Origin of the sequence: Streptococcus sp. 3.1, from assembly GCF_016648915.1 — a bacterium.
In the GTDB taxonomy this organism is placed as follows: domain Bacteria; phylum Bacillota; class Bacilli; order Lactobacillales; family Streptococcaceae; genus Streptococcus; species Streptococcus salivarius_E.
The window spans coordinates 189924-212749 of the sequence record NZ_JACLQV010000003.1; the positions used below are offsets into that span (position 1 = coordinate 189924).

Genomic DNA, 22826 nt, shown 5'->3' on the forward strand with positions numbered 1-22826 from the left:
AGTCATGTGGCTTGGTTTTTTTCTTTTCAACCTTTTCTGAAAAAGGAGTATAATAGGGGTGAAAAAATGAAATCGTTTTAATGATTTAGAATCGAGGAAAGGATTATGGTTGATTCTAGACAAGAACATATAAAATTAGGGACCTATCCTCCCGAACAAGTTTACCAAGTCTTGCAGACAAGCACTCAAGGTTTGAGCTTACAAGAGGTTAAGGAGAGGCAGGCGACGTATGGCCCTAACCAATTGAAGGAAAGTAAAAAGGAGCCTATTTGGTTGGTCTTTTTCAGGCATTTTACTAGTCTTATGGCGCTCTTATTGTGGGTCGGTGGCTTTATCGCCATGCTTTCTCATAGCTTAGAGTTGGGGATTGCAATTTGGTTGGTCAACATTATTAATGGTCTCTTTAGCTTTATTCAAGAATATAGGGCAAGTCAGGCGACGGCAGCTCTTAATAAGCTTCTTCCAGCCTATGCGCGAGTTCTTCGTGATGGTAAGGAGGATAAGATTCTAGCTCAGGACTTGGTGCCAGGTGACTTGGTTTTCATTGAAGAAGGAGACCGTATTTCTGCAGATGGACGCTTGGTCGCTGTGACAGATTTGCAGGTTAACCAGTCTGCCCTCACTGGTGAGTCTAATCCTATTTATAAGTCAGATCAAGCAGATTTGACTCCCGATAAGACTGAGTTAGAGTATGACAATATGGTATTTGCAGGGACTACTGTCTCTTCTGGTTCTGGACATTTTATAGTATCTGCTATCGGGATGAAAACTGAGTTTGGACAGATTGCGGATTTGACACAGAATCTTGCTCAGGAAAAGAGTCCCCTTCAGAAAGAATTAGACCATTTGACTAAACAGATTTCAGTTATTGCGGTGTCTGTAGGTCTCTTCTTTATGGTGGCAGCGACTCTATTTGTCCATCAGCCTTTGTCTCAAGCCTTTATTTTTGCATTGGGGATGATTGTGGCCTTTATTCCTGAAGGACTTCTTCCCACAGTTACTCTATCTTTAGCCATGGCCGTTCAGCGCATGGCTAAGGACCATGCTTTGGTTAAGAAACTGTCTTCGGTTGAGACGTTGGGAGCAACTTCTGTTATTTGTTCGGATAAAACAGGGACTTTGACGCAAAATGCCATGACGGTTAACCATCTGTGGACTTTGTCAGACAGTTATGAGGTAACTGGGCTAGGTTATGCATCAGAAGGACAGATTGAGCAGGAAGGACGACCTATTTCTCTTGAAGACAATGAGCTTCTTAATCGTTTGGTACGATTCTCTCATTTGGCTAGTAATGCTCAAGTTGTGGCCCCTAGTGCTGATAATCCCAATTTTACAATTTTAGGTGATCCAACTGAGGCTTGTCTTAATGTTCTCGCCGAAAAAGCAGGAATTAATTTAAATGACAATCATACTTGGGCCCCTCGCCTCAAGGAAATCCCCTTTGATTCTGATCGTAAACGGATGACAACAGTGCATAAGCTTGAGTTAGGATTAGATGGCAGTCAGCATATTTCTATCACCAAAGGTGCTCCGAAAGAAGTGATGGAGCTTTGCTCAGACTATTATGATAATCAAGGAATGATTAAATCATTGACAGCTACTGAGCGTCAGGCTATCCTTGCGGCCAACGACCAGTTTGCCCGAGACGGTTTACGTGTTTTAGCTGTGGCCTATAGACCTTTAGACAGTGAGCATATTGGAGAAGACAAATGGGACATGCAGACCTTGGAGGACAATATGGTCTTTCTAGGCTTGGTTGCCATGAGTGATCCGCCACGTCAGGGTGTGCGTGAAGCCATTGAAAAATGCCATAGAGCTAGTATTCGTATTATCATGGTGACAGGTGATTATGGTTTGACAGCTCTTAGCATTGCTAAGAAAATCGGAATTGTACAAGGAGACGATGCGCGTGTTGTTTCAGGCCTTGAACTAGCTGGTATGGATGACAATCAGCTTAAAGAAGCTCTTAAAGGCGAAATCGTTTTTGCTCGTGTGGCTCCTGAACAAAAATACCGTGTGGTCAATGCCCTTCAAGAGCTTGGTGAAGTTGTCGCTGTTACTGGTGATGGTGTTAATGACGCCCCTGCCCTTAAAAAAGCTGATATCGGTGTAGCTATGGGGGTATCAGGAACTGATGTTGCCAAGGAATCTGCAGATATGATCTTAACAGATGATCATTTTGCTTCTATTGTTCATGCTGTCGAAGAAGGTCGTGCAGTTTATAGAAATATTCAAAAATTCCTGACTTATATTTTTAATTCCAACACGCCAGAAGCCGTACCCTCTGCTTTCTTCTTGTTCTCTTTGGGACGCATACCTCTTCCCTTAACGGTTATGCAAATCCTAGCTATTGACTTGGGGACAGATATGGTACCTGCTTTGGGATTGGGGGTTGAACCACCTGAAGAGGGCGTTATGGATAGACCGCCAAGACGTCTTTCAGATCGCTTGCTCAATCGACAATTATTGATTAAAGCTTTTTTCTGGTATGGACTGATTGAAGCAGCCTTAGCTATGGGGGCTTTCTTCCTTAATTATTGGGTTAATCAAGGTAACTTAAACCATTTGGCCAGCTCAGGTCCTCTCTATCGAGAGGCAACTACCATGACCTTAGGTGCTATTATCTTTACCCAAATTGGTATGGCTATGAATAGTCGTAAAGGTAGAGGGTCTATATTCCAAGTTAAACCATTTGCTAATCGGATTATTAGCTTAGGGATTGTTTTAGAAATTGTTCTCTTTATCATCCTGTCTTACGTGCCTTTCTTCCACACGCTATTTAACACTGCACCTATTGGACTTGATGATTGGCTCTATTTACTTGCTTGTCCGTTTGTTATTATGGCTTTGGAAGAAATCAGATATCGCTTATTTGATAAAAAGTAAGTCAGTGGCATACCTTAGATTGAAGCAAGACTTTTAAATCATTTCTTAGTGCTTGAAACTATGATATTTCAGGCACTTTTTGATGCTTGAAAACCTACTTTTGACAATCTCAAAAATTGGGCTTATTTTAAATTATAGTCAGCATCTATCTGTCTTTTTAGGTTATAGAAATAAACTATAACTAACTATCAAGAATCCGTATGATGAACTTACCATTATTTTCAGAAAATAGTGATAAAATAGAGGTCATAGATATGGAGTATATCCACTTTACCATGTAGAAAGGGCGCATTATGACACAAGAATATCAATTAGAAACCATTTTGGCACACGCAGGAATCAATTCGGATGAAGCAACAGGAGCCTTGGCTTCACCAATTCATTTTTCAACAACTTACCAACATCCAGAATTTGGCCATTCTACTGGTTTTGACTATACACGAACTAAAAATCCAACACGCGCAACAGTGGAAAAAACACTTGCAGCTATTGAAAAAGCAGATTATGCTATTGCGACAAGTTCAGGGATGAGCGCCATTGTTTTGGCCTTTGAAATTTTCCCAGTAGGCAGTAAGGTTGTAGCTGCGCGTGACCTTTACGGAGGTTCTTTCCGTTGGTTTAATGACAAGGAAAAAGAAGGGCGTTTCTTTTTTGAATACACAAATACAGAAGATGAGATGATTGCGGCTATTACAGAAGATACCGATATTGTCTACATCGAAACACCGACAAACCCACTTATGATTGAGTTTGATATTGAAAAAGTGGCCAAAATTGCTCATGACAAGGGTGCGGTGGTTATTGTTGATAATACTTTCTATAGCCCAATCTATCAAACCCCGATTACTCAAGGTGCTGATATCGTTGTACATTCAGCTACTAAATACCTATCAGGGCATAATGATGTTTTGGCTGGTGTTGTTGTGACTAGTAACCAAGAATTCTACGATAAACTTTATTATAACCTCAATACGACTGGTCCTACCTTATCACCATTTGATAGCTATATGCTCATGCGTGGTCTTAAGACCTTAAAACTTCGTATGGAGGCATCGACAGCTAATGCTCAAGAAGTTGTAGCTTTCTTAGAAAAGTCACCGGCTGTTAAGGAAGTTCTCTATCCAGGCAAGGGTGGGATGATTTCCTTCAAAGTGGCTGATCAAGACAAGATTCCAACCATTATCAATTCTCTAAAGGTCTTTACCTTTGCGGAGAGCCTAGGTGGTGTCGAAAGCTTGATTACCTACCCAACGACACAAACCCACGCAGATATTCCAGGTGATGTACGTGCTTCCTATGGTTTGACAGATGACTTGCTTCGTCTTTCAATTGGTATTGAAGCAGCACAAGATTTGATTGCTGACTTGGAAAATGCCCTTAGTCTTTAAGGAGTTATCTATGACACGTTATGATTTTACAACACAACCAAATCGCTTGAATCAAAACACCATGAAATGGCACGAAGCTGAAAGTAATCCAGAACTCCTTGAGCTTTGGGTTGCTGATATGGACTTCCTACCTGTTCCTGAGATTAGGGATGCAGTCATCAACTATGCTGAGACACATATTTTTGGTTATCCTTATCCAAGTGATGAGCTTTATCAGTCCATTATTAATTGGGAAAAAAATCAACATGGTTACGTCGTTGATAAAGAAAGTATTGTGCTCATTGAAGGTGTTGTTCCAGCCATTTCAACAGCTATTCAAGCCTTTACGAAAGAAGGCGATGCTGTTCTCATCAACACACCAGTTTATCCGCCTTTTGCTCGTTCTGTCCGTTTGAATAATCGTCAGTTGATTGAAAATAGTCTTGTTAAGGTTAATGGGCATTTCGAAATTGATTTTGAACAATTGGAACGTGATATCGTCGATAATGAGGTTAAACTTTATGTTTTCTGTAGCCCACATAACCCAGGTGGGCGTGTCTGGACTAAGGAAGAATTGACCAAGGTGGCAGACCTCTGCCAAAAACATGGTGTCCTTTTAGTATCGGATGAAATCCACCAAGATTTAGCCTTATATGGGAATAAGCACATTTCTATGAATACCATTTCAGATGCTTACAAGGACTTTACCTTGGTACTTAGTTCGGCCACTAAAACCTTTAATATTGCTGGTACCAAAAATAGTTTTACCATCATTGAAAATGAATACTTACGTAAAGCCTTTAAACAAAAGCAATTGGCAAATAATCAACATGAAATTCCAACCATTGGTTTGATTACAACGCAAGCAGCTTTGACCTATGGGAAACCTTGGTTAGAGGAATTGAAGACTGTCTTTGAAACTAATATTGACCTTTTAACCAAGGAACTTAGTGAAAAGACTAATATCAAAGTCATGAAACCTGAGGGAACCTACTTGGTCTGGCTTGATTTTTCAGCCTACGTTCAAGACCATAATGAACTTGGACGCTTGCTTAAAGAAGAAGCCAAGGTAGTGCTAAATGACGGTATTACCTTTGGTTCCGAAGGAGAAAAACATTTCCGTTTTAACGTAGCTACACCGACTACTGTTGTTGCAGAAGGGGTGAAACGTCTCGTTTCTGTCTTTGGAAAATAAGAAAAGTGATGCTATTTGCATCACTTTTCTTATTCTTATGAGTGCATATCGTAGATTTTCAAGTTTAGTAGAAGGTCTTTCTGAGTGGAGAAGACCTTGACATCTTGCTTGCCAGAAGTATTAAACCTAGCTAGAGTGTAGGTTTGGCCATTTGGAAAGAAGATTTCCAAGCTACGATTGTCTGTAATAAGCGTTATAGTAATATTATCAGTTTCCTTATAGCGACTGTCAGCTTGATAACCTTGACCATTTCCCAAGAGTCCATCGTAATAGTAAGAAGAAGCAACTTGACTGCCATCCATGCTGTTGCTCAGTTCAGCAGCATAAGCAGAGACCTGATAGGTACCACTTGTTATTTGGTAGGCGATTTTAACGTAATCAGAGCCTTGCCAGATATCAATGTAGATATAGCCTCCTTCTTTCTTAATATTTGAAAAATGCAGTTGGTAATACCCTGAACTATTTTTTCCAGCAAGGTCAAGAAGGCCATTAGCATTCTGATTGTGACTTTTATCAATCCAAGGTTTTCTATTGTCACTGGTGAGTGGCCTTTGACTCGAAATGTTGCCGTTTTGATTTTTGAGGGCTAATTGTTCATTTTTATAGAGGGGAGCAGACTGAATAATATTGTTCTTATCTAGCTGTAGCTGTCTGGGTGTAGTGTAAAAACCGATAGTTTTTAGAAAATCACTCTTGGCCTCTTGGTCACTGTGAATGCCTGACGTGAAGTAGTTCCAATTACCAACCCAGCCAAGACTGATAAGGTTATGGTTGCTTTCTTCAATTCGATCGCTTCCAGTGAAGTTAGCGCCATAATAGTCTGAGCCTTGATCTAAGCGTTTCGTTTCTGTGTCTGCAATAAATAAGCCTTTATCATCTAAATGCCCTACAGTATAGTAGGTTCCAGTTGTTTCACCTGAGGCTGTATCCTTAGCTCCAAAAAAGAGAACTTGCTTGTCCCGATCATCAGTTGTTGTCATTGTTTTTAGAACGGGACACTCGATAGGAGCGTTGTCCTGCCAGTTACGACCCTTAAAAAATGTTTCGGGTAGGATTTTGGAGTCTCCCTTGCTATCTGCTTTGGTCCAGTTGATACCATCTTGAGATTGATAAACACCTAAGGCGTCACCTTCAGCGACATACATGAGTAATTTGTCTTTGAAGTGGAAGACATAAGGATCGCGGAAGTCCTTACCATTATAGGATTGTTCCTTTGTCAATAAAGGTTTACCATCTTTTAAGGCTTTAGTAAAGCTAGCTCCCTTGTCGTTTGACTCACTAGCATAGATTGCCTGGCTTCCATCATCCATGAGCCCTGTAAAATAGGCGACAGGTTCTTCGTTTTGGATACCAGAAATCCCCTGACTATCTGTGACTACACTCCCTGTCCAAGCAGAATGCCATCCTTCTTTAGAGTCACCACCCTTTGCTGGTATAGCAGTCTCTTGTTTACTATAGGTGATAAAATCTTTAGTCGTTGTATGTATCCAATCTTGACCGCTAGGTCCAAAAGGATCAGTAGCCCCATCTACAGAATGTAGAAAATAGATATCATAGTAATTTTTTTCTTGATTCCACACGATAGTCTGTAGGTCGTTAGACCATCCTTTATGAGATGCTAGATGAAAGGTTTGACTCACAGAAACCCTATTTGTTTTTTGGGAAGGATTGTTAGCGTTCTCATTTTTTATTATAAAAACAAAAAATAAAATTAAAAAAACGAGAGCTAAAATTAGAGGTGAATATTTTGATTCCATATAGTGATATTTCCTGATAAAATTACTTATTTTGTAGTTATTATTTTAACAAAAAAATAGTTTTTTACAAAAAATATAAATTTGTCATTAAAAAAAGATTGGAATTTAGATTAAAAAATGATAGAATAAAACATGTGAAAACCTAAAAGGAGAGTTTAATATGGATAGTACAGTTAATTCACAGTCAAATACAGTAGCACCAAAGCAAGCAGAGTGCAAAAAGATGCGTTATAGCATCCGTAAGGTTGCCACAGTAGGGGCAACATCAGCGCTCGTTGGTACCTTGGCATTTTTGGGTGCCACTCAGGTAAAAGCTGATCAAGTTACAGAAACAGCACCAGCGGTAGCTACTGCGACAGCAACACCAGAAACAAGCACAGCATCTCTAACGGTAGCCAGTGAAACAGCAACAAGTGTGGCAACTTCAGAAGCAGTTGAATCTTCAGTTGCACATTCAGAGGTTGTAACTACACCAGTTACAGAGACACAACCAAGCAACACAACTCCATCAGTAGTCGAAGAAAAGGCGTCTAGCACAGTAGTGACATCTTCATCAGATGCAACAACACCTTCAGAAACGGTTGCTGCGGTTTCTGCTCCAGCTCATACATCAGAGGCTGCAGTAGAAGCACCAACTTCAACAGCAAGCTCAGAAACAGCTGATACACACACTGAAGTAGCCCTTAAACCTACTGAAAACAGTGCTGCTAATGCAAACCTTAGCAAACTTAACGGTCGTATCAAGTCTATTGTTGAAGATAATATGACCTCAGATCAAATCGTTGCCTTGACTGAGGAAGAAATTAAAGCACTTAATAAAGTTGACTTTAGTGATGATGCAATCAAGGGTACAGGTACTAGCTTGACTTACCGTAACTTGAAAGATATCGTTGCTAGCTTCTTGAAGCAAGACAGCAAATTGGCAGTTCCTTACTTTAAAGCAGATACAATCATCAATATGCCTGCTTTCAACACTGTTGATGCCCAAACAATGGAAAAAGAAGAAATCGACGTTTGGGATTCTTGGCCAGTCCAAGATGCTGAGTCAGGTGTAGTAAGTAACTGGAACGGTTACCAGTTAGTCATTTCAATGGCCGGTGCACCAAATAAAAACTCAAACCACATTTACTTGCTCTATAGTAAATATGGAGATAATGACTTTACACATTGGAAAAATGCGGGTCCAATCTTTGGTTATAATGCCCTTGAAGATGACCAACAATGGTCAGGTTCAGCGACGGTAAACTCTGACGGTAGTATCCAACTTTACTACACTAAGAATGATACTAGTGGCGGTAAATTGAACTGGCAACAATTGGCTAGTGCTACACTTAACCTAGCTGTTGAAAACGATGAAGTTGTTATCAAGTCAGTTGAAAATGACCACATTCTCTTTGGTGGGGATAACTATCATTATCAAAGTTATCCAAAATTCATGAGTACTTTCAACGATGACCACAACCACGATGGAAATCCAGACCGTACAGATAACTACTGTCTTCGTGACCCACACATCATTGAAGATAACGGTAGCCGCTACCTTATTTTCGAATCAAATACAGGTGACGAAAACTACCAAGGCGAAAAACAAATCTACAACTGGTCAAACTATGGAGGAGATGACGCCTTTAACCTTAAGTCATTCCTCAATATTGTCAATAATAAACACCTTTATAACCTTGCTTCATGGGCAAATGGTTCTATTGGTATCTTGAAACTTGACGACAATGAGAAAAATCCATCTGTAGCTGAACTTTACACACCACTTGTTACTAGCCACTTGGTTACTGATGAAGTAGAACGTCCAAGTGTTGTTAAGATGGGTAACAAGTATTACCTCTTCACTGCTTCACGTATCAATAAATCTACGGATGCTGAAGGTACTGTAGCAGCGCGTGAAGCTGTCGGTGATGACGTTGTCATGCTCGGATTCGTATCAGATAGCCTCCGTGGAGAATATCGTCCGCTTAATGGCTCAGGTGTGGTTTTGACAGCCTCTGTACCAGCTGACTGGCGTACATCTACCTATTCTTACTATGCGGTTCCTGTTGAAGGCTCATCAGATACTCTTTTGGTAACTTCTTACATGACTAACCGTGGTGGAATTGCCGGTGCTGAGAATAAATCAACATGGGCTCCAAGCTTCCTTATCAAGATGAATGCAGATGATACTACAGAAGTTCTTCCTAAGATGACGAATCAAGGTGACTGGATTTGGGATAAATCTAGTGAAAGCTTGGTACACGTAGGCGATCAAAACAGTGCTAAATTGCCAAACGAGGACTTTAATGTAGATTATTATGCGGTATCGGGTTATGGTCTTAAACCACATACTTATCCTACAGTTGATGGTTCAACAGGCGTTTCTGAAGCTCACGGTGTCTTGACTGTAACTGTTAAAGATGGTAAAGACAAGAAGGCAGATAAGCCAGAAACACCAGTAAGTCCAACAGAAGGTAATCATTCTGTTGATGATAAGTCTAACAAACCAGATACACCTTCTAAACCAGCAGACAATAATCAACCATCAACTAATAAAGAAGATAAACCAGCAACGCCGACGAATCCAGATTCTCCAGTTCGTAATCCGTTCCCTTATTTCACAGATCGCCCATCTAATGATAATAATTCATCAGATGATCATCATGTAGAGGTTCCTGCGAAACCTTCAACAGAGGGTTCTGTGGGTGACCGTCGTCCAGTAGCTCAAGCTACAGAGATTGCGTCACCAGTACCAGAGGCTATTGTAGCAACTGGACCAACTGTTTCAACGACTCCTGTTAAAGAAGAGTCTGTCACTGAAACAGAAGCTCCAAAACCAGCTAAGTCTGAAGAGGAAGTTCAGTCTCACGGAGTCGCTAAAGCTGATGAAGTAACTAAGTCTGATGAGTCAAGTAAAGACAACAATACTAAAGTTGCTGCCAAACTTGCTACGACTCCTAAGACACCAAGTGATTCAGAAGGTTCAAAGAGCAACATTCTTTCAATCTTGGCGACTATCTTTGCAGCAATTGCAAGTCTAGCTCTTCTTGGCTATGGTTTGGTCACAGGAAAGATTCATTTGCCTAAAAAATAATCCTTTTCAAAAACGTTTGCAGTAAAGCAAGCGTTTTTTTTGCCTTTTTGATATAATGGAGTGAATATAAAGCAAAGGAAGAAACTATTATGGGTAAATTTCAAGTTATTTCACATCCACTGATTCAACATAAACTTTCAATCCTCCGTCGTGAGGATACTTCTACTAAGGACTTCCGTGAGCTAGTTAATGAAATTGCTATGCTCATGGGTTACGAAGTGTCTCGTGACCTTCCTCTCGAAGAGGTTGAAATTCAAACACCAATTACCAAAACTGTACAAAAACAACTTTCTGGTAAGAAATTGGCGATTGTTCCAATTCTTCGTGCGGGTATTGGTATGGTCGATGGTTTCCTTAGCCTTGTACCAGCAGCTAAAGTTGGTCATATTGGTATGTATCGTGACGAGGAAACTCTTGAGCCGGTTGAGTACTTGGTTAAATTACCAGAAGACATTGATCAACGTCAGATTTTTGTAGTAGACCCTATGCTTGCGACTGGTGGTTCAGCAATCTTGGCAGTAGACTCACTTAAAAAACGTGGTGCAGCTAATATCAAGTTTGTTTGCTTAGTTGCAGCACCAGAAGGTGTCAAAAAATTGCAAGATGCTCACCCAGATATCGATATCTACACAGCATCTTTGGATGAGAAACTTAATGAAAACGGTTATATTGTTCCAGGTCTTGGAGATGCAGGTGACCGTCTCTTTGGTACAAAATAAGTTGAAAAGGGAAAATTTCCCTTTTTTTACTAGATTAATAAGTTTTAAGTGAGATTGGTTTAGGGGAGTTTAGCACTCTTTTGAAAAGAGTGCTAAGAATGATGTTTTTTATTTGACCTAATTTGACTAAAATCATATAATAGCATCAAGACAATATTAAAAGGAGGATTCATATGATTCCTGTAGTAATTGAACAAACATCACGCGGTGAGCGTTCTTATGATATTTACTCACGTTTGCTCAAGGATCGTATCATCATGTTAACAGGTCCTGTTGAAGATAATATGGCAAACTCAATTATCGCCCAACTTTTGTTCTTGGATGCTCAAGACAATACAAAAGATATCTATCTTTATGTTAATACACCAGGTGGATCCGTTTCGGCAGGTCTTGCCATTGTTGATACAATGAACTTCATCAAGTCTGATGTTCAGACTATCGTTATGGGGATGGCAGCATCTATGGGAACAATTATCGCTTCAAGCGGTACCAAAGGTAAACGTTTCATGTTGCCAAATGCAGAGTACATGATTCACCAACCAATGGGTGGTACTGGTGGCGGTACGCAACAAACAGACATGGCTATCGCAGCTGAACACTTGCTCAAGACACGTAATAATTTGGAGCAAATCTTGGCAGATAATTCTGGACAACCAATTGAAAAAGTTCATGTAGACGCTGAACGTGACAATTGGATGAGTGCTCAAGAAACGCTTGAATATGGTTTCATCGATGAAATCATGGCTAATAACCAATTAAAATAAACTGAGCTTGTCTTAAATAAAAGTCAGATGCAAATCGGTTGTATAAGGACCGTTTCATCTGGCTTTTTGTGTTATAATAGAAAGCATGTTAATAATCAATGAGGAGTTGCTTGCGATTGATCAAGCTATAGAGTGTCTTGTTTCGTATTTTCTAAAGCTACCTGAGGTAGAGAATTATCGTTTGAAACGCCAGAAATTCGAAAATGACAGAGAACTTCAAGAGCAACTCTTTGCATTTCAAGAATTAAAAGATAGCTATGATGCTGCTAAGGCGTATGAGGCTTTTAGACCAGATGTGAGAGAGTTGAAACGTCAGGTTTTGCGAATGAAGCGCCAAATTGATTTAAACGAGGTGGTTATTGGCTATCGTCAGGCAGAGTTCGATTTACAGACTATTTTAGCCAATCTTGGTGAGGAGATTGCCCAAGCTGTTTCAAATCAGATTTTTATTGATACTGGGCTACCTCTTGCCCCTCATAAACCACATCATAAAAAGGGAGACACTAACATAAAGGAGAAGATGAGTCATGATTAAGCGTCAAGGCATTATTGTTTATTTATACTACAATAGAGACTTACGTAAAATTGCCAAGTTTGGGGATGTTGTCTACCATTCTTTTAAGATGCGTTATGTGCACCTTTATGTAGATGAGGACAAGGTCGAGGATATTTTGAAAGAGCTAGATGGAATGAAAGCAGTGAAAAAAGCTCTGCCTTCTTACTATTCTGATATTGATATGGACTTTGTAGGTAGTCTGGAACGTTATGACACCTCAGTCCCTGAACCGTTTAAGAACTTTTCTCTTTAATAAGAGAAAAGTTTTTTTCTTTAATAAGAGTTATTCTTAAAGCAATGGAAACGATTACTGCCGCTAAAGCTTAGTTGTGTGTAGTTGACAATTGTCTGATAATTCTGTAAGCTATAAGGTGGACTTTTTTAAGAAAATATTAAGGAGAAATCTTATGTCTAAAAAGATCACACTTATTGTGTTAGCCTTTTTTGCTTCCATTTTCTTGGTTGCCTGTGGCAAGTCACCAGATGTGACTGCTAATGCCAATGGTACTAAGATTGGCGATACCATCAAAATTGGTGTTAATATGGAGTTGACAGGTGCCGTTGCAGCCTATGGTAAGGCAGAGCAAAATGGTATTAAGTTGGCTGTTGATGAAATTAACAAAGCTGGTGGCGTCGATGGCAAAAAACTTGAGCTTGTCACAAAAGATAATAAATCTGAAAACGCTGAAGCTTCAACCTCTTCAACGAACTTGGCTATTCAGAGTAATGTAAATGCTATCGTTGGTCCAGCGACATCAGGTGCTGTCGCTGCGGCTAGCCTCGTATCACAAAAAACAGGGGTTCCTTTGTTGACACCTTCTGGTACTCAGGATGACCTTACGGTAGATGCTAACGGAGCTAAGAAATTTGTTTTCCGTACAACCTTTAAAGATAGCTACCAAGGTAAAGTTTTGGCAACTTATTCTTACAATAATTTGAATGCTAAGAAAGTAGTTCTCTACTATGATAATGCTTCGGATTATGCTAAGGGGATTGCGGATGAATTCAAGCGTGAATATAAAGGTCAAATCGTTACTGAAGCTACCTTTGCTTCAGGTGACAAGGACTATCAGTCAGCTTTGACTAAATTTAAAGACCTTGATTATGATGCGATTGTAATGCCTGGTTACTATACTGAGACTGGTATTATCACTAAACAAGCACGTGACCTTGGAATTGATAAACCAATTCTAGGACCTGACGGATTCAGTGATGCGAAATTTACTGAGCTTGCAGGTAAAAAGAATGCTTCAAACGTCTACTATGTATCAGGGTATTCAACAAATGTTTCTCTTTCTGACAAAGCATCAGGATTCATCGAAGCATATAAAAAAGCTTACAAAACTGAACCAAATATGTTTGCTGCTCTAGCGTACGATTCAGTTTATATGATTGCAGAAGCATCTAAAGATGCGAAAACATCAGTTGATATTGCTGATAACTTAGCACATTTGAAAAACTTTGTCGGGGTTACAGGTAAAATGACGATTGATAAGGATCATAACCCTATTAAAGCAGCTCTTATGGTTAAAAGAGATAATGGTGAAGAAGTTTCAGCGGAAGCCGTTGAAATTGAAAAATAATCTGTTATCAATATTGAAAATGAACTAGAAAGTTTGGTTATATATGTTTTTTGAACAACTTCCCCAACAACTAGTCAATGGTATCATCTTGGGTAGTATCTATGCCCTACTTGCCCTTGGATATACCATGGTTTATGGGATTATCAAATTGATTAACTTCGCCCATGGAGACATCTATATGATGGGTGCCTTCGTTGGTTACTATGCGATTAATAGCCTTGGAATGAATTTCTGGGTTGCCCTTGTCTTTGCTATGCTTGTCTGTGCGATTTTAGGGGTTGTCATTGAGTTCTTGGCTTATCGCCCACTCCGTAATTCGACACGTATTTCTGCCTTGATTACGGCTATCGGTGTCTCATTCTTCCTTGAGTACATCATGGTTCTCTTTGTAGGTGCAGATACACGTTCATTCCCTCAAAAGATTGCGATTAAGACTTATCATCTTGGATCAATCTCTGTAACAAATGTGCAATTGCTTATCTTGGTAGTTGCCCTTGTCCTTATGGTTGCTCTTCAATTGATTGTTAAAAAGACTAAGATGGGTAAAGCTATGCGTGCCGTATCTGTAGACAGTGATGCCGCTGAATTGATGGGTATTAATGTTAATAACACTATTAGCTTCACTTTTGCTCTTGGATCATCACTAGCAGGGGCAGCGGGTGTCCTTATTGGTCTTTACTATAACTCTATCGAACCTCTTATGGGTATGACGCCAGGTATTAAAGCCTTTGTTGCCGCTGTTCTTGGTGGTATCGGTATTATCCCTGGTGCAGCACTTGGTGGATTTGTTATCGGTATTTTGGAGACATTATCAACTGCAATTGGTTTGTCAAGTTACCGTGATGCCATCGTTTATGGTGTCTTGATTGTTATCCTTTTGGTTCGCCCAGCGGGTATCCTCGGTAAAAATGTGAAAGAGAAGGTGTAAGACATGAAGAAAAATCTAAAAGTAAACCTTATTTGGTTTGGTCTTATCATTGGGCTCTTCCTTATCTTGAAAGCTCTTGAACTTTCAGGTATCATGAACCTTTACTACATCCAAATCTTAATGGGGATTGGCATCTCAATCCTTATGGGACTTGGTACTAACTTGGTTCTTGGTTTCTCAGGGCAATTTACACTTGGGCAAGCTGGTTTCATGGCAATTGGTGCCTATTCATCAGCTATCATCACTGGTATGATGCCAACATATGACGGTTTCTACCTCTCAATGGTTGTCGGTGTCATCATCGCAGCTATTGTTGCCCTTATCTTTGGTCTACCTACCCTTCGTTTGAAAGGTGACTACCTTGCCATTGCAACTCTTGGTATGGCTGAAATCATCCGTATCATTATCGTTAATGGTGGTGAATTGACCAATGGTGCCGCTGGTTTGACAGGTATCCTTCCTTATACTAGTTGGCCTGTGATTTATTTCTTTGTGGTAATCATTACAATTTTGGTGCTTAATTTCTTACGTTCAGCAACTGGACGTCAAGCAATCACTCTTCGTGAAGATGAAATTGCTGCTGAGTCAATGGGTGTTAATGTCACAAAAATGAAGGTTCTTATCTTTGTTATCGGTGCCATGATTTCAGCGATTGCTGGCTCACTTTATGTCAGCTACATTGGTACAGTCGTGCCAAAAGACTTCACTATCATGAAATCAATTGATTACCTTATCATTGCCGTTCTTGGTGGTCTTGGATCTATCACAGGTACTATCATTGCCGCTGTTGTTCTTGGTATTATCAACATGTTCCTACAAAATGTTTCAAACCTTCGTATGATTATTTACGCCTTGGCTTTGATTCTTGTAATGCTCTTCCGTCCAGGTGGACTTCTTGGAACAAAAGAACTCTATCTCTCAAAATTCTTCAATAAATCTAAGGAGGGCAAATAAAAATGGCACTTCTTGAAGTTAAAAATCTAACTAAAAACTTCGGTGGTTTGACTGCCGTTGGTGATGTTTCAATGGAACTCAATGAAGGTGAGTTGGTTGGGCTTATCGGACCAAACGGAGCTGGTAAAACAACCTTGTTCAACCTTTTGACAGGCGTCTATGAGCCAAGTGAAGGAACGGTTACACTTGATGGTACAGTCCTAAATGGTAAGGCACCGTATAAAATCGCTTCACTCGGTTTGTCACGTACTTTCCAAAATATCCGTCTTTTCAAAGACATGACTGTGCTTGAAAATGTTCTTGTTGGTTTGTCAAATAAGCAACCTTCAAATTTCTTTGCATCTCTTTTGCGTTTGCCTAAGTACTATTCAAGTGAGGAAGAGTTAAAAGCAAAAGCTATGAAACTCTTGGCTATCTTCAACTTGGATGGAGAGGCAGATACACTTGCGAAAAACTTGGCTTACGGACAACAACGTCATTTGGAAATTGTTCGTGCGCTTGCAACAGAACCAAAAATCCTTTTCCTTGATGAACCAGCTGCGGGTATGAACCCACAAGAAACAGCTGAATTGACTGCTCATATTCGTCAAATTCAAAAAGACTTCGGTATTACAATCATCTTGATTGAACATGATATGAGTTTGGTCATGGATGTTACTGAGCGTATCTATGTTTTGGAATACGGACGCTTGATTGCAGAAGGAACACCTGATGAAATTAAGAATAACAAACGCGTTATTGAAGCTTACTTGGGAGGTGAAGCATAATGGCTATGTTGAAAGTTGAAAATCTCTCAATTAAATATGGATCTATTGAAGCTGTTAAAAACGTCAGCTTTGAAGTTAATGAAGGTGAAGTTGTAACTCTAATCGGTGCTAACGGTGCAGGTAAGACATCAATTCTTCGTACAATCTCAGGTCTTGTTCGTCCAACTGAGGGAACCATTTCTTATCTCGGAAATGATATCCATAAAACACCTGCACGTAAGATTGTTGCTGAAGGTTTAGCTCAAGTACCTGAGGGACGTCATGTATTTGCAGGATTAACCGTAATGGAAAATCTTGAAATGGGAGCTTTCCTTCATACAAATAAAGAAGAGAACGCAGCTCTCTTGAAAAAAGTCTTCCAACGTTTCCCGCGCCTAGAAGAACGTAAGAATCAAGATGCAGCGACACTTTCTGGTGGTGAACAACAAATGCTTGCAATGGGCCGTGCCCTTATGAGTCGTCCAAAACTTTTGCTTTTGGATGAGCCTTCAATGGGACTTGCTCCAATCTTTATTCAGGAAATTTTTGATATTATCGAAGATATTAAGGCACAAGGGACTACCGTTCTTTTGATCGAGCAAAATGCCAATAAGGCTTTGTCAATTGCAGACCGTGGTTACGTTCTTGAAACTGGTAAAGTGGTTCTTTCAGGTACTGGTGAAGAACTTCTTGCATCAGATGAAGTTCGTAAAGCCTATCTTGGAGGATAAGAAAAAGCGCCCAAGGGCGTTTTTCTATCGTCTCATACTGATTGTAAAATACTAATTTTTCAGTAAAATATTGCAATCGGTTACAATTAGTGTGGTATAATACAAGTAAGAAATCATTCGGAGGAAAATGAAACATGGCAGTAAAAGATTTTATGACGAAACGTGTGGTTTATGTCTCACCAGAAACAACAGTTGCAGCAGCTGCAGATATTATGCGTGATAAAGGGTTGCGACGTTTGCCGGTAATTGAACACGATAAACTTGTTGGGCTTATTACAGAAGGTACAATGGCGGAGGCTTCACCATCAAAAGCAACAAGCTTGTCAATTTATGAAATGAACTATCTCCTTAATAAGACAAAGGTAGGAGATATCATGATTAAGAATGTCCTCACTGTTTCCAAATATGCTAGCCTTGAGGATGCAATCTATATCATGCTTCAAAATAAAGTTGGAGTTCTTCCAGTTGTGGACAATGACCAAATTTCAGGAATTATCACAGATAAAGATGTCTTTCGTGCTTTCTTAGAAATTTCTGGTTATGGTCAAGCTGGAATTCGTATTGGGTTGGAAGTTCCAGATACTCCACGTGTTTTGGAAAAAATTGCGAACCTTATCGCTAGTGAGAATCTCAACATCGAACGTACAATTGTTGCGCCTAAAAATGACACTATACTTCGTGTCGAACTCCAAGTTGAAGGAGAGATTGGAATTGAACAACTCAAGAAAGTTTTTGTAGAAGCAGGATTTACAGTTACTGAAATTGCAGAAACAGAAGCAAAAGAGTTAGACTAATAAAAAGGATAAAACAAACTAAATTCTTAAGACTTTAGTTATCCCAAAAAATAGAAAGTTTGTAGGAACAGTTCAGTGGAAATGAGATTATTATCCTTGCTATTTCTAGTAATTAATGAACTACAGGCTTGAACTTTATACAATAAAAAGAGGCTAGAACATTATGTTCTAGCTTCTTTTTTATTAGTCTTGAAAATCGTAAAGTGTTGTAGAGAGGTAACGCTCACCATTGTCAGGCAAGAGTGTCAAGACTTTTTTGCCTTCGCCAAGCTCAGCGGCAACCTTAAGGGCGGCAGCAATAGCAGCACCTGATGAGATACCAGCTAGGAAACCTTCTTGGCTACCCAATGTACGTGATGTTGCGATAGCTTCATCAGAAGGAATACGCACAACACTGTCATATGATTTTGTATCCAATGTGTCAGGAATGAAACCAGTTGAGATACCTTGGATTTTGTGTGGTCCTGGTTTATCACCATTCAAGACGGCAGATTCGTCAGCTTCAATACCATAAACCTTGATATTTGGATTGGCAGCCTTAAGGGTTTTTGAAACACCTGAAATAGTACCACCAGTACCGATACCAGCAACAAAGGCATCCAAACCTTCTGCACCAAAATCTTCAAGAATTTCTTGACCAGTTGTAGCTGCGTGAACAGCTGGGTTTGATGGGTTAGCAAATTGAAGTGGTACCCAACCATTGCGTTCAGCAGCAACTTCTTTAGCCTTAGCAATCGCACCCTTCATTCCTTCGCTACCAGGAGTCAATACAAGTTCAGCTCCATAAGCTTGGATGATTTTACGACGTTCAACACTCATTGTGTCAGGCATTACGATAACAACTTTATAGCCTTTAGCAGCACCAACCCAAGCGAGACCAATACCAGTGTTACCTGAAGTTGGTTCAACAATGGTATCACCAGGTTTAATCGTACCAGCTTTTTCAGCATCTTCAATCATTCGAAGAGCAATACGGTCTTTTACTGAAGAACCAGGGTTAAAGGCTTCGAGTTTAACGTAAACATCTGCTGATCCTTCTGGAACAATAGAGTTAAGTTTAATAACAGGTGTTTTTCCAACAAGTTCAGTGATTGAGTTGTAAATTGTCATATTTAAAATCCTCTTAATCTTTGATTGATGGTTTTAAGTATACGACGGTAGGCTCAACTTGTAAAATACATCTTCTTTATCACTGTGATAACGTTTGACTATCAGATAGGAATTTCAACGATTTTCTTTCCAGATTTTTCATAAGTGACTTTCCCTTGATAGAATTCGGTTAGTTCCTGACTGAGTCTTTTAATCTCAGACTCTTCGACAAATAAAGTAGTAGAAACATCTGATAAGAAAGTTGTATCAAATTCTTGGAGTCCTTCTTTTTCAAGGAAGTTGGAGAAGACTTGGTACTGAGAGTAGGTTAACTCTACGGTTAGTCCTGTTAATTCCTTGACTTCCACTCGACCAATTTCTTCAACAGCATGGGCAACGCTACCAGAGTAAGCGCGGATAAGACCACCTGCCCCAAGTTTGATTCCTCCAAAATAACGAGTCACAACAGCTACGACATTTGTAAGTCCTTGTTTTTCTAGAACAGTAAGCATAGGCACACCAGCTGTTCCAGAAGGTTCGCCATCATCACTGGAACGCTTAATTTGACCATCATCTCCAACAATCATTGCAGAGCAAGAATGATTAGCCTTGTGATGCTCTTTCTTAATCTGAGCGATATACTCTCTCCCTTCTTCCTCACTGCTAATACGTTTCAAGTGACAAATAAAACGAGATTTTTTTATTTCTTCTTCAACGATTCCATCGTTGGCAATAGTTTTGTAATCCATAAAAAAATTTTATCATAAAAAGATGAATGCAAACATATTTTCGAATAGAAAGATATGGTACCTAAAGAATATTATGGACGACTATTTACGAAAGAACAGTTGCCAGTGGACTATCACTCAGAGGCTTTTACATTAGAAAGCATGATAAAGGTCGATAAACAACTTAGATGTAAAAGATGTTACAGTCAGATAGAGGAAGATTGGCAATTACCGGGAGGTCAGTATTATTGCAGAGCATGTATTGTCTTTGGCAGAAACCAAGAAGGAAAAGAACTTTATTATTTTCCTTCAAAAACATCTGAAATTGAATTTCCTGTTTTGAAGTGGTTGGGGGAACTGACTCCCTATCAAGCTGAGGTCTCAGAGAAGCTTTTAGAAACATATCAAAAACAGAAAGACAGCCTCGTACATGCTGTGACCGGTGCTGGGAAGACTGAGATGATTTATAAAATCGTTGCCTATGTTCTTGAAAGTAAAGGTAATGTAGCTATCGCAAGTCCTCGGGTTGATGTTTGTCGAGAGTTATTTCTTCGTATGCAGAGGGATTTTACTTGTAGTATTTCTCTGCTTCATGCTGAGAGTGAACCATATGATGGTAGTCCGCTTGTAATAGCTACCACCCATCAACTACTAAAGTTTTACCAGAACTTTGACCTAGTTATCGTTGATGAGGTTGATGCATTCCCTTTTGTAGGAAATGTCATGTTAAATCATGCTGTGGAGCAGGCAAAGACCGAAACCGGTCGCTATATTTATTTAACAGCGACTTCTACATTATCTTTAGAGGAGCAAGTGCGACTTGGAGCTTTAGAAAAGCATCACCTTGCCAGACGTTTCCATGGAAATCCTTTAGTACTTCCTAAATTCTGCTGGCAGGGAAGATTACAAAAATCTCTAATGAGAGGCAAGCTTCCAAGGCCTCTTCTTTATCAGATTAAAAAGCAACGTAAATCAAAGTTTCCTCTATTAATCTTTTTCCCAAATATAGCGATAGGTGAAAAGTTTACCAATATTCTACAAAAATGTCTTCCAGATGAAAAAATGGCCTTTGTTTCTTCAAAAAGCGAGGAGCGCTCAGCTACCGTAGAGCAGTTCCGGGAAAAAGAGTTATCCATCTTAGTGACAACAACTATCCTTGAACGTGGTGTAACCTTTCCACAAGTAGATGTTTTTGTTTGTATGGCAAATCATCACTTATACACTAGTTCGAGTCTTATTCAGATAGGAGGTCGAGTTGGAAGATCCCCAGATAGACCGACAGGGAAGCTTTATTTCTTTCATGAAGGACTATCCAAATCTATGCTTCGTTGTCGAGAAGAAATAAAGGTTATGAATAAAAAAGGAGGATTTAACAATGAAGTGTCTACTATGTAATGACTGGATTGAATCAGTGCCAAAATTAAGAGACCTGATTACGTTTAACCAGAGAGAAGAGTACTCCTGCGTATCTTGTAAAAATCAGTTTAAAAAACTTTCAAAAGAAAGATGTCGAAATTGTAATAAGGAGTTACATAGAGATACCTGTATTGATTGTAAACTTTGGATGAAAAAAGGCTATATTCCTAAGCACCTTGCCATTTATCGCTATGAAGAAAACATGAAAGATTATTTTAGCCGCTATAAATTTATGGGAGACTATTGTCTTAGAAAAACATTTCAAAAAGATATAAAAAATAATTTAAAACGATTTTTTAAAAAAGGTTATACCATAGTGCCGGTCCCATTGTCGGAAGAACGCTTGGTAGAAAGAGGGTTCAACCAAGTTGAGGGATTAATAGAGGGAATTCCCTATCAGGATATCTTTGAGAAAAGAGATATTGAGAAGCAATCATCGAAAACACGTGAGGAGCGTTTAAGTCAAGATAATGCCTTCTGTCTCAAGAAAGGTATAGATGTACCAGATAAGATTATTATAGTGGATGATATCTATACAACAGGATCCACTTTATATCATATGGTTCAACTATTAGAAGCTATAGGTATTAAAGAAGTTTTGACCTTTTCACTAGCTAGATAATAAAAATCCTTGCAAATTTTCATGAAAAGGATATAATATAGATAAAGAAAACGCTAACAAGCGAGAAAGAGGTCTTTTATGATTAAATATAGTATCCGTGGCGAAAACATCGAAGTAACTGAAGCACTTCGTGACTATGTTGAAAGTAAACTTAGCAAAGTTGAAAAATACTTCAACGAAGACCAAGAATTGAACGCACGTGTAAATCTTAAGGTTTATCGCGAAAAGACAGCTAAAGTAGAGGTTACTATTCCAACAGGTTCTGTAACACTGAGAGCAGAAGATGTTTCGCAAGATATGTATGGTTCTATTGACCTGGTGGTTGATAAGATTGAAAGACAAATCCGTAAAAACAAAACAAAAATTGCACGTAAGCATCGTGAAAAAGTTCCAACAGGAGAAGTATTCTCAGCTGATTTTAATAACGAACAAGTTGAAGAAGCACCAGCTGTTGAAGTTGTAAGAACTAAAAACATTGAGTTGAAACCAATGGATGTTGAAGAAGCTATCCTTCAAATGGAATTGTTGGGTCATGACTTCTTTATCTATACTGATAGTGAAGATCATACAACTAATGTTCTCTATAAACGAGAAGACGGAAACTACGGTTTGATTGAAGCTAAATAAAAAAGAAGGGAAGTAGGTTGAGAGACATGCTTCCTTTATTTTTTTCAAAAACCCTATTGACAAGAATTTATTTGGGTGATAAGATATAAAAGTTGTCTTAACTGACTTGCCACAAACTTGAAAAGGTTCCAAAACTTTAAAAAAGTTATTGACAAGACAGGCCAGAGATGATATTATAAATAAGCTGTTTCGGAAGGAGCAGCCAACACCAAGAAGTGAAAAAACTTCAAAAAAAGTGTTGACAAGCTATTCTAGATTTGCTAGAATATAGGAGTTGTCTTAAGAGAG

At 39.2% G+C, this 22826-nt stretch carries 20 protein-coding genes; 17 read left to right on the forward strand and 3 right to left on the reverse strand.

Annotation, left to right across the window (positions count from 1 at the left end):
- The first annotated feature begins 105 nt into the window (after positions 1–105).
- The 3 genes from H7U02_RS03280 to H7U02_RS03290 all read left to right on the forward strand — a co-directional run bounded on the left by H7U02_RS03280 (position 106) and on the right by H7U02_RS03290 (position 5448).
- Positions 106–2886 (forward strand): cation-translocating P-type ATPase, encoded by a 2781-nt coding sequence (locus H7U02_RS03280; RefSeq protein WP_129852165.1) that lies wholly within the window; start codon positions 106–108, stop codon positions 2884–2886.
- 293 nt (positions 2887–3179) lie between these two features.
- The gene (locus H7U02_RS03285) at positions 3180–4274 is read left to right on the forward strand and encodes a cystathionine gamma-synthase (RefSeq protein ID WP_201042780.1); all 1095 of its coding nucleotides are present in this window, start codon (positions 3180–3182) and stop codon (positions 4272–4274) included.
- Between the two features lie 10 nt (positions 4275–4284).
- A complete protein-coding gene (locus H7U02_RS03290) occupies positions 4285–5448 on the forward strand; it encodes a MalY/PatB family protein (RefSeq protein WP_110980899.1) in 1164 nt (387 codons plus the stop codon).
- A gap of 35 nt (positions 5449–5483) precedes the next feature.
- Here H7U02_RS03290 and H7U02_RS03295 read toward each other — a convergent pair whose 3' ends face one another.
- Complete coding sequence (locus H7U02_RS03295; RefSeq protein WP_311637300.1) at positions 5484–7088, reverse strand: glycoside hydrolase family 32 protein; 1605 nt, start codon at positions 7086–7088, stop codon at positions 5484–5486.
- 277 nt (positions 7089–7365) lie between these two features.
- On the opposite strand from H7U02_RS03295, the gene H7U02_RS03300 reads away from it, so the two are divergent.
- The 11 genes from H7U02_RS03300 to H7U02_RS03350 all read left to right on the forward strand — a co-directional run bounded on the left by H7U02_RS03300 (position 7366) and on the right by H7U02_RS03350 (position 18056).
- Positions 7366–10281: a glycoside hydrolase family 68 protein gene (locus H7U02_RS03300; RefSeq protein ID WP_110980897.1), complete on the forward strand. Its 2916-nt coding sequence runs from the start codon at positions 7366–7368 to the stop codon at positions 10279–10281.
- A gap of 89 nt (positions 10282–10370) precedes the next feature.
- Positions 10371–11000, forward strand: a complete 630-nt coding sequence (gene upp / locus H7U02_RS03305) for a uracil phosphoribosyltransferase (RefSeq protein ID WP_002883819.1) — start codon at positions 10371–10373, stop codon at positions 10998–11000.
- A gap of 173 nt (positions 11001–11173) precedes the next feature.
- Positions 11174–11764: an ATP-dependent Clp protease proteolytic subunit gene (locus H7U02_RS03310; protein WP_002883818.1), complete on the forward strand. Its 591-nt coding sequence runs from the start codon at positions 11174–11176 to the stop codon at positions 11762–11764.
- An 85-nt stretch (positions 11765–11849) separates the two neighbouring features.
- Complete coding sequence (locus tag H7U02_RS03315) at positions 11850–12299, forward strand: YlbF family regulator (protein ID WP_110980896.1); 450 nt, start codon at positions 11850–11852, stop codon at positions 12297–12299.
- On the forward strand, positions 12292–12573 hold the full coding sequence (locus H7U02_RS03320) for a DUF2129 domain-containing protein (RefSeq protein WP_110980895.1): 282 nt from the start codon (positions 12292–12294) through the stop codon (positions 12571–12573). The genes H7U02_RS03315 and H7U02_RS03320 overlap by 8 nt, the downstream gene beginning before the upstream one ends.
- Positions 12574–12727: 154 nt before the next feature.
- Positions 12728–13903, forward strand: coding sequence for an ABC transporter substrate-binding protein (locus H7U02_RS03325; RefSeq protein ID WP_070838925.1), 1176 nt, complete (start codon positions 12728–12730; stop codon positions 13901–13903).
- Between the two features lie 43 nt (positions 13904–13946).
- Complete coding sequence (locus H7U02_RS03330) at positions 13947–14831, forward strand: branched-chain amino acid ABC transporter permease (protein ID WP_002883743.1); 885 nt, start codon at positions 13947–13949, stop codon at positions 14829–14831.
- A 3-nt stretch (positions 14832–14834) separates the two neighbouring features.
- Positions 14835–15785, forward strand: coding sequence for a branched-chain amino acid ABC transporter permease (locus H7U02_RS03335; RefSeq protein WP_080611201.1), 951 nt, complete (start codon positions 14835–14837; stop codon positions 15783–15785).
- A 2-nt stretch (positions 15786–15787) separates the two neighbouring features.
- Positions 15788–16552, forward strand: a complete 765-nt coding sequence (locus tag H7U02_RS03340; RefSeq protein WP_002883723.1) for an ABC transporter ATP-binding protein — start codon at positions 15788–15790, stop codon at positions 16550–16552.
- Complete coding sequence (locus H7U02_RS03345) at positions 16552–17262, forward strand: ABC transporter ATP-binding protein (protein ID WP_002883761.1); 711 nt, start codon at positions 16552–16554, stop codon at positions 17260–17262. Before H7U02_RS03340 ends, H7U02_RS03345 begins: the two co-directional genes overlap by 1 nt.
- Before the next feature lie 134 nt (positions 17263–17396).
- The gene (locus H7U02_RS03350) at positions 17397–18056 is read left to right on the forward strand and encodes a CBS and ACT domain-containing protein (RefSeq protein WP_195914704.1); all 660 of its coding nucleotides are present in this window, start codon (positions 17397–17399) and stop codon (positions 18054–18056) included.
- Positions 18057–18239: 183 nt separating this feature from the next.
- On the opposite strand, the gene cysK is transcribed toward H7U02_RS03350, so the two are convergent.
- Together cysK and H7U02_RS03360 are read right to left on the reverse strand one after the other, a co-directional pair.
- Complete coding sequence (cysK, locus tag H7U02_RS03355; protein WP_002883742.1) at positions 18240–19166, reverse strand: cysteine synthase A; 927 nt, start codon at positions 19164–19166, stop codon at positions 18240–18242.
- A 101-nt stretch (positions 19167–19267) separates the two neighbouring features.
- Positions 19268–19894: a YigZ family protein gene (locus H7U02_RS03360; RefSeq protein ID WP_084870205.1), complete on the reverse strand. Its 627-nt coding sequence runs from the start codon at positions 19892–19894 to the stop codon at positions 19268–19270.
- Positions 19895–19948: 54 nt separating this feature from the next.
- On the opposite strand from H7U02_RS03360, the gene H7U02_RS03365 reads away from it, so the two are divergent.
- From H7U02_RS03365 to hpf, 3 genes are all read left to right on the forward strand, one after another.
- Positions 19949–21268 (forward strand): DEAD/DEAH box helicase, encoded by a 1320-nt coding sequence (locus tag H7U02_RS03365; RefSeq protein WP_201042781.1) that lies wholly within the window; start codon positions 19949–19951, stop codon positions 21266–21268.
- Positions 21249–21911 (forward strand): ComF family protein, encoded by a 663-nt coding sequence (locus H7U02_RS03370; RefSeq protein WP_195187835.1) that lies wholly within the window; start codon positions 21249–21251, stop codon positions 21909–21911. The genes H7U02_RS03365 and H7U02_RS03370 overlap by 20 nt, the downstream gene beginning before the upstream one ends.
- Positions 21912–21989: 78 nt before the next feature.
- Positions 21990–22538 carry a ribosome hibernation-promoting factor, HPF/YfiA family gene (gene hpf, locus H7U02_RS03375; RefSeq protein WP_002883786.1) on the forward strand — a complete coding sequence of 183 codons (549 nt, stop codon included), beginning with the start codon at positions 21990–21992 and terminating at the stop codon, positions 22536–22538.
- The last annotated feature ends 288 nt before the right edge of the window (positions 22539–22826 follow it).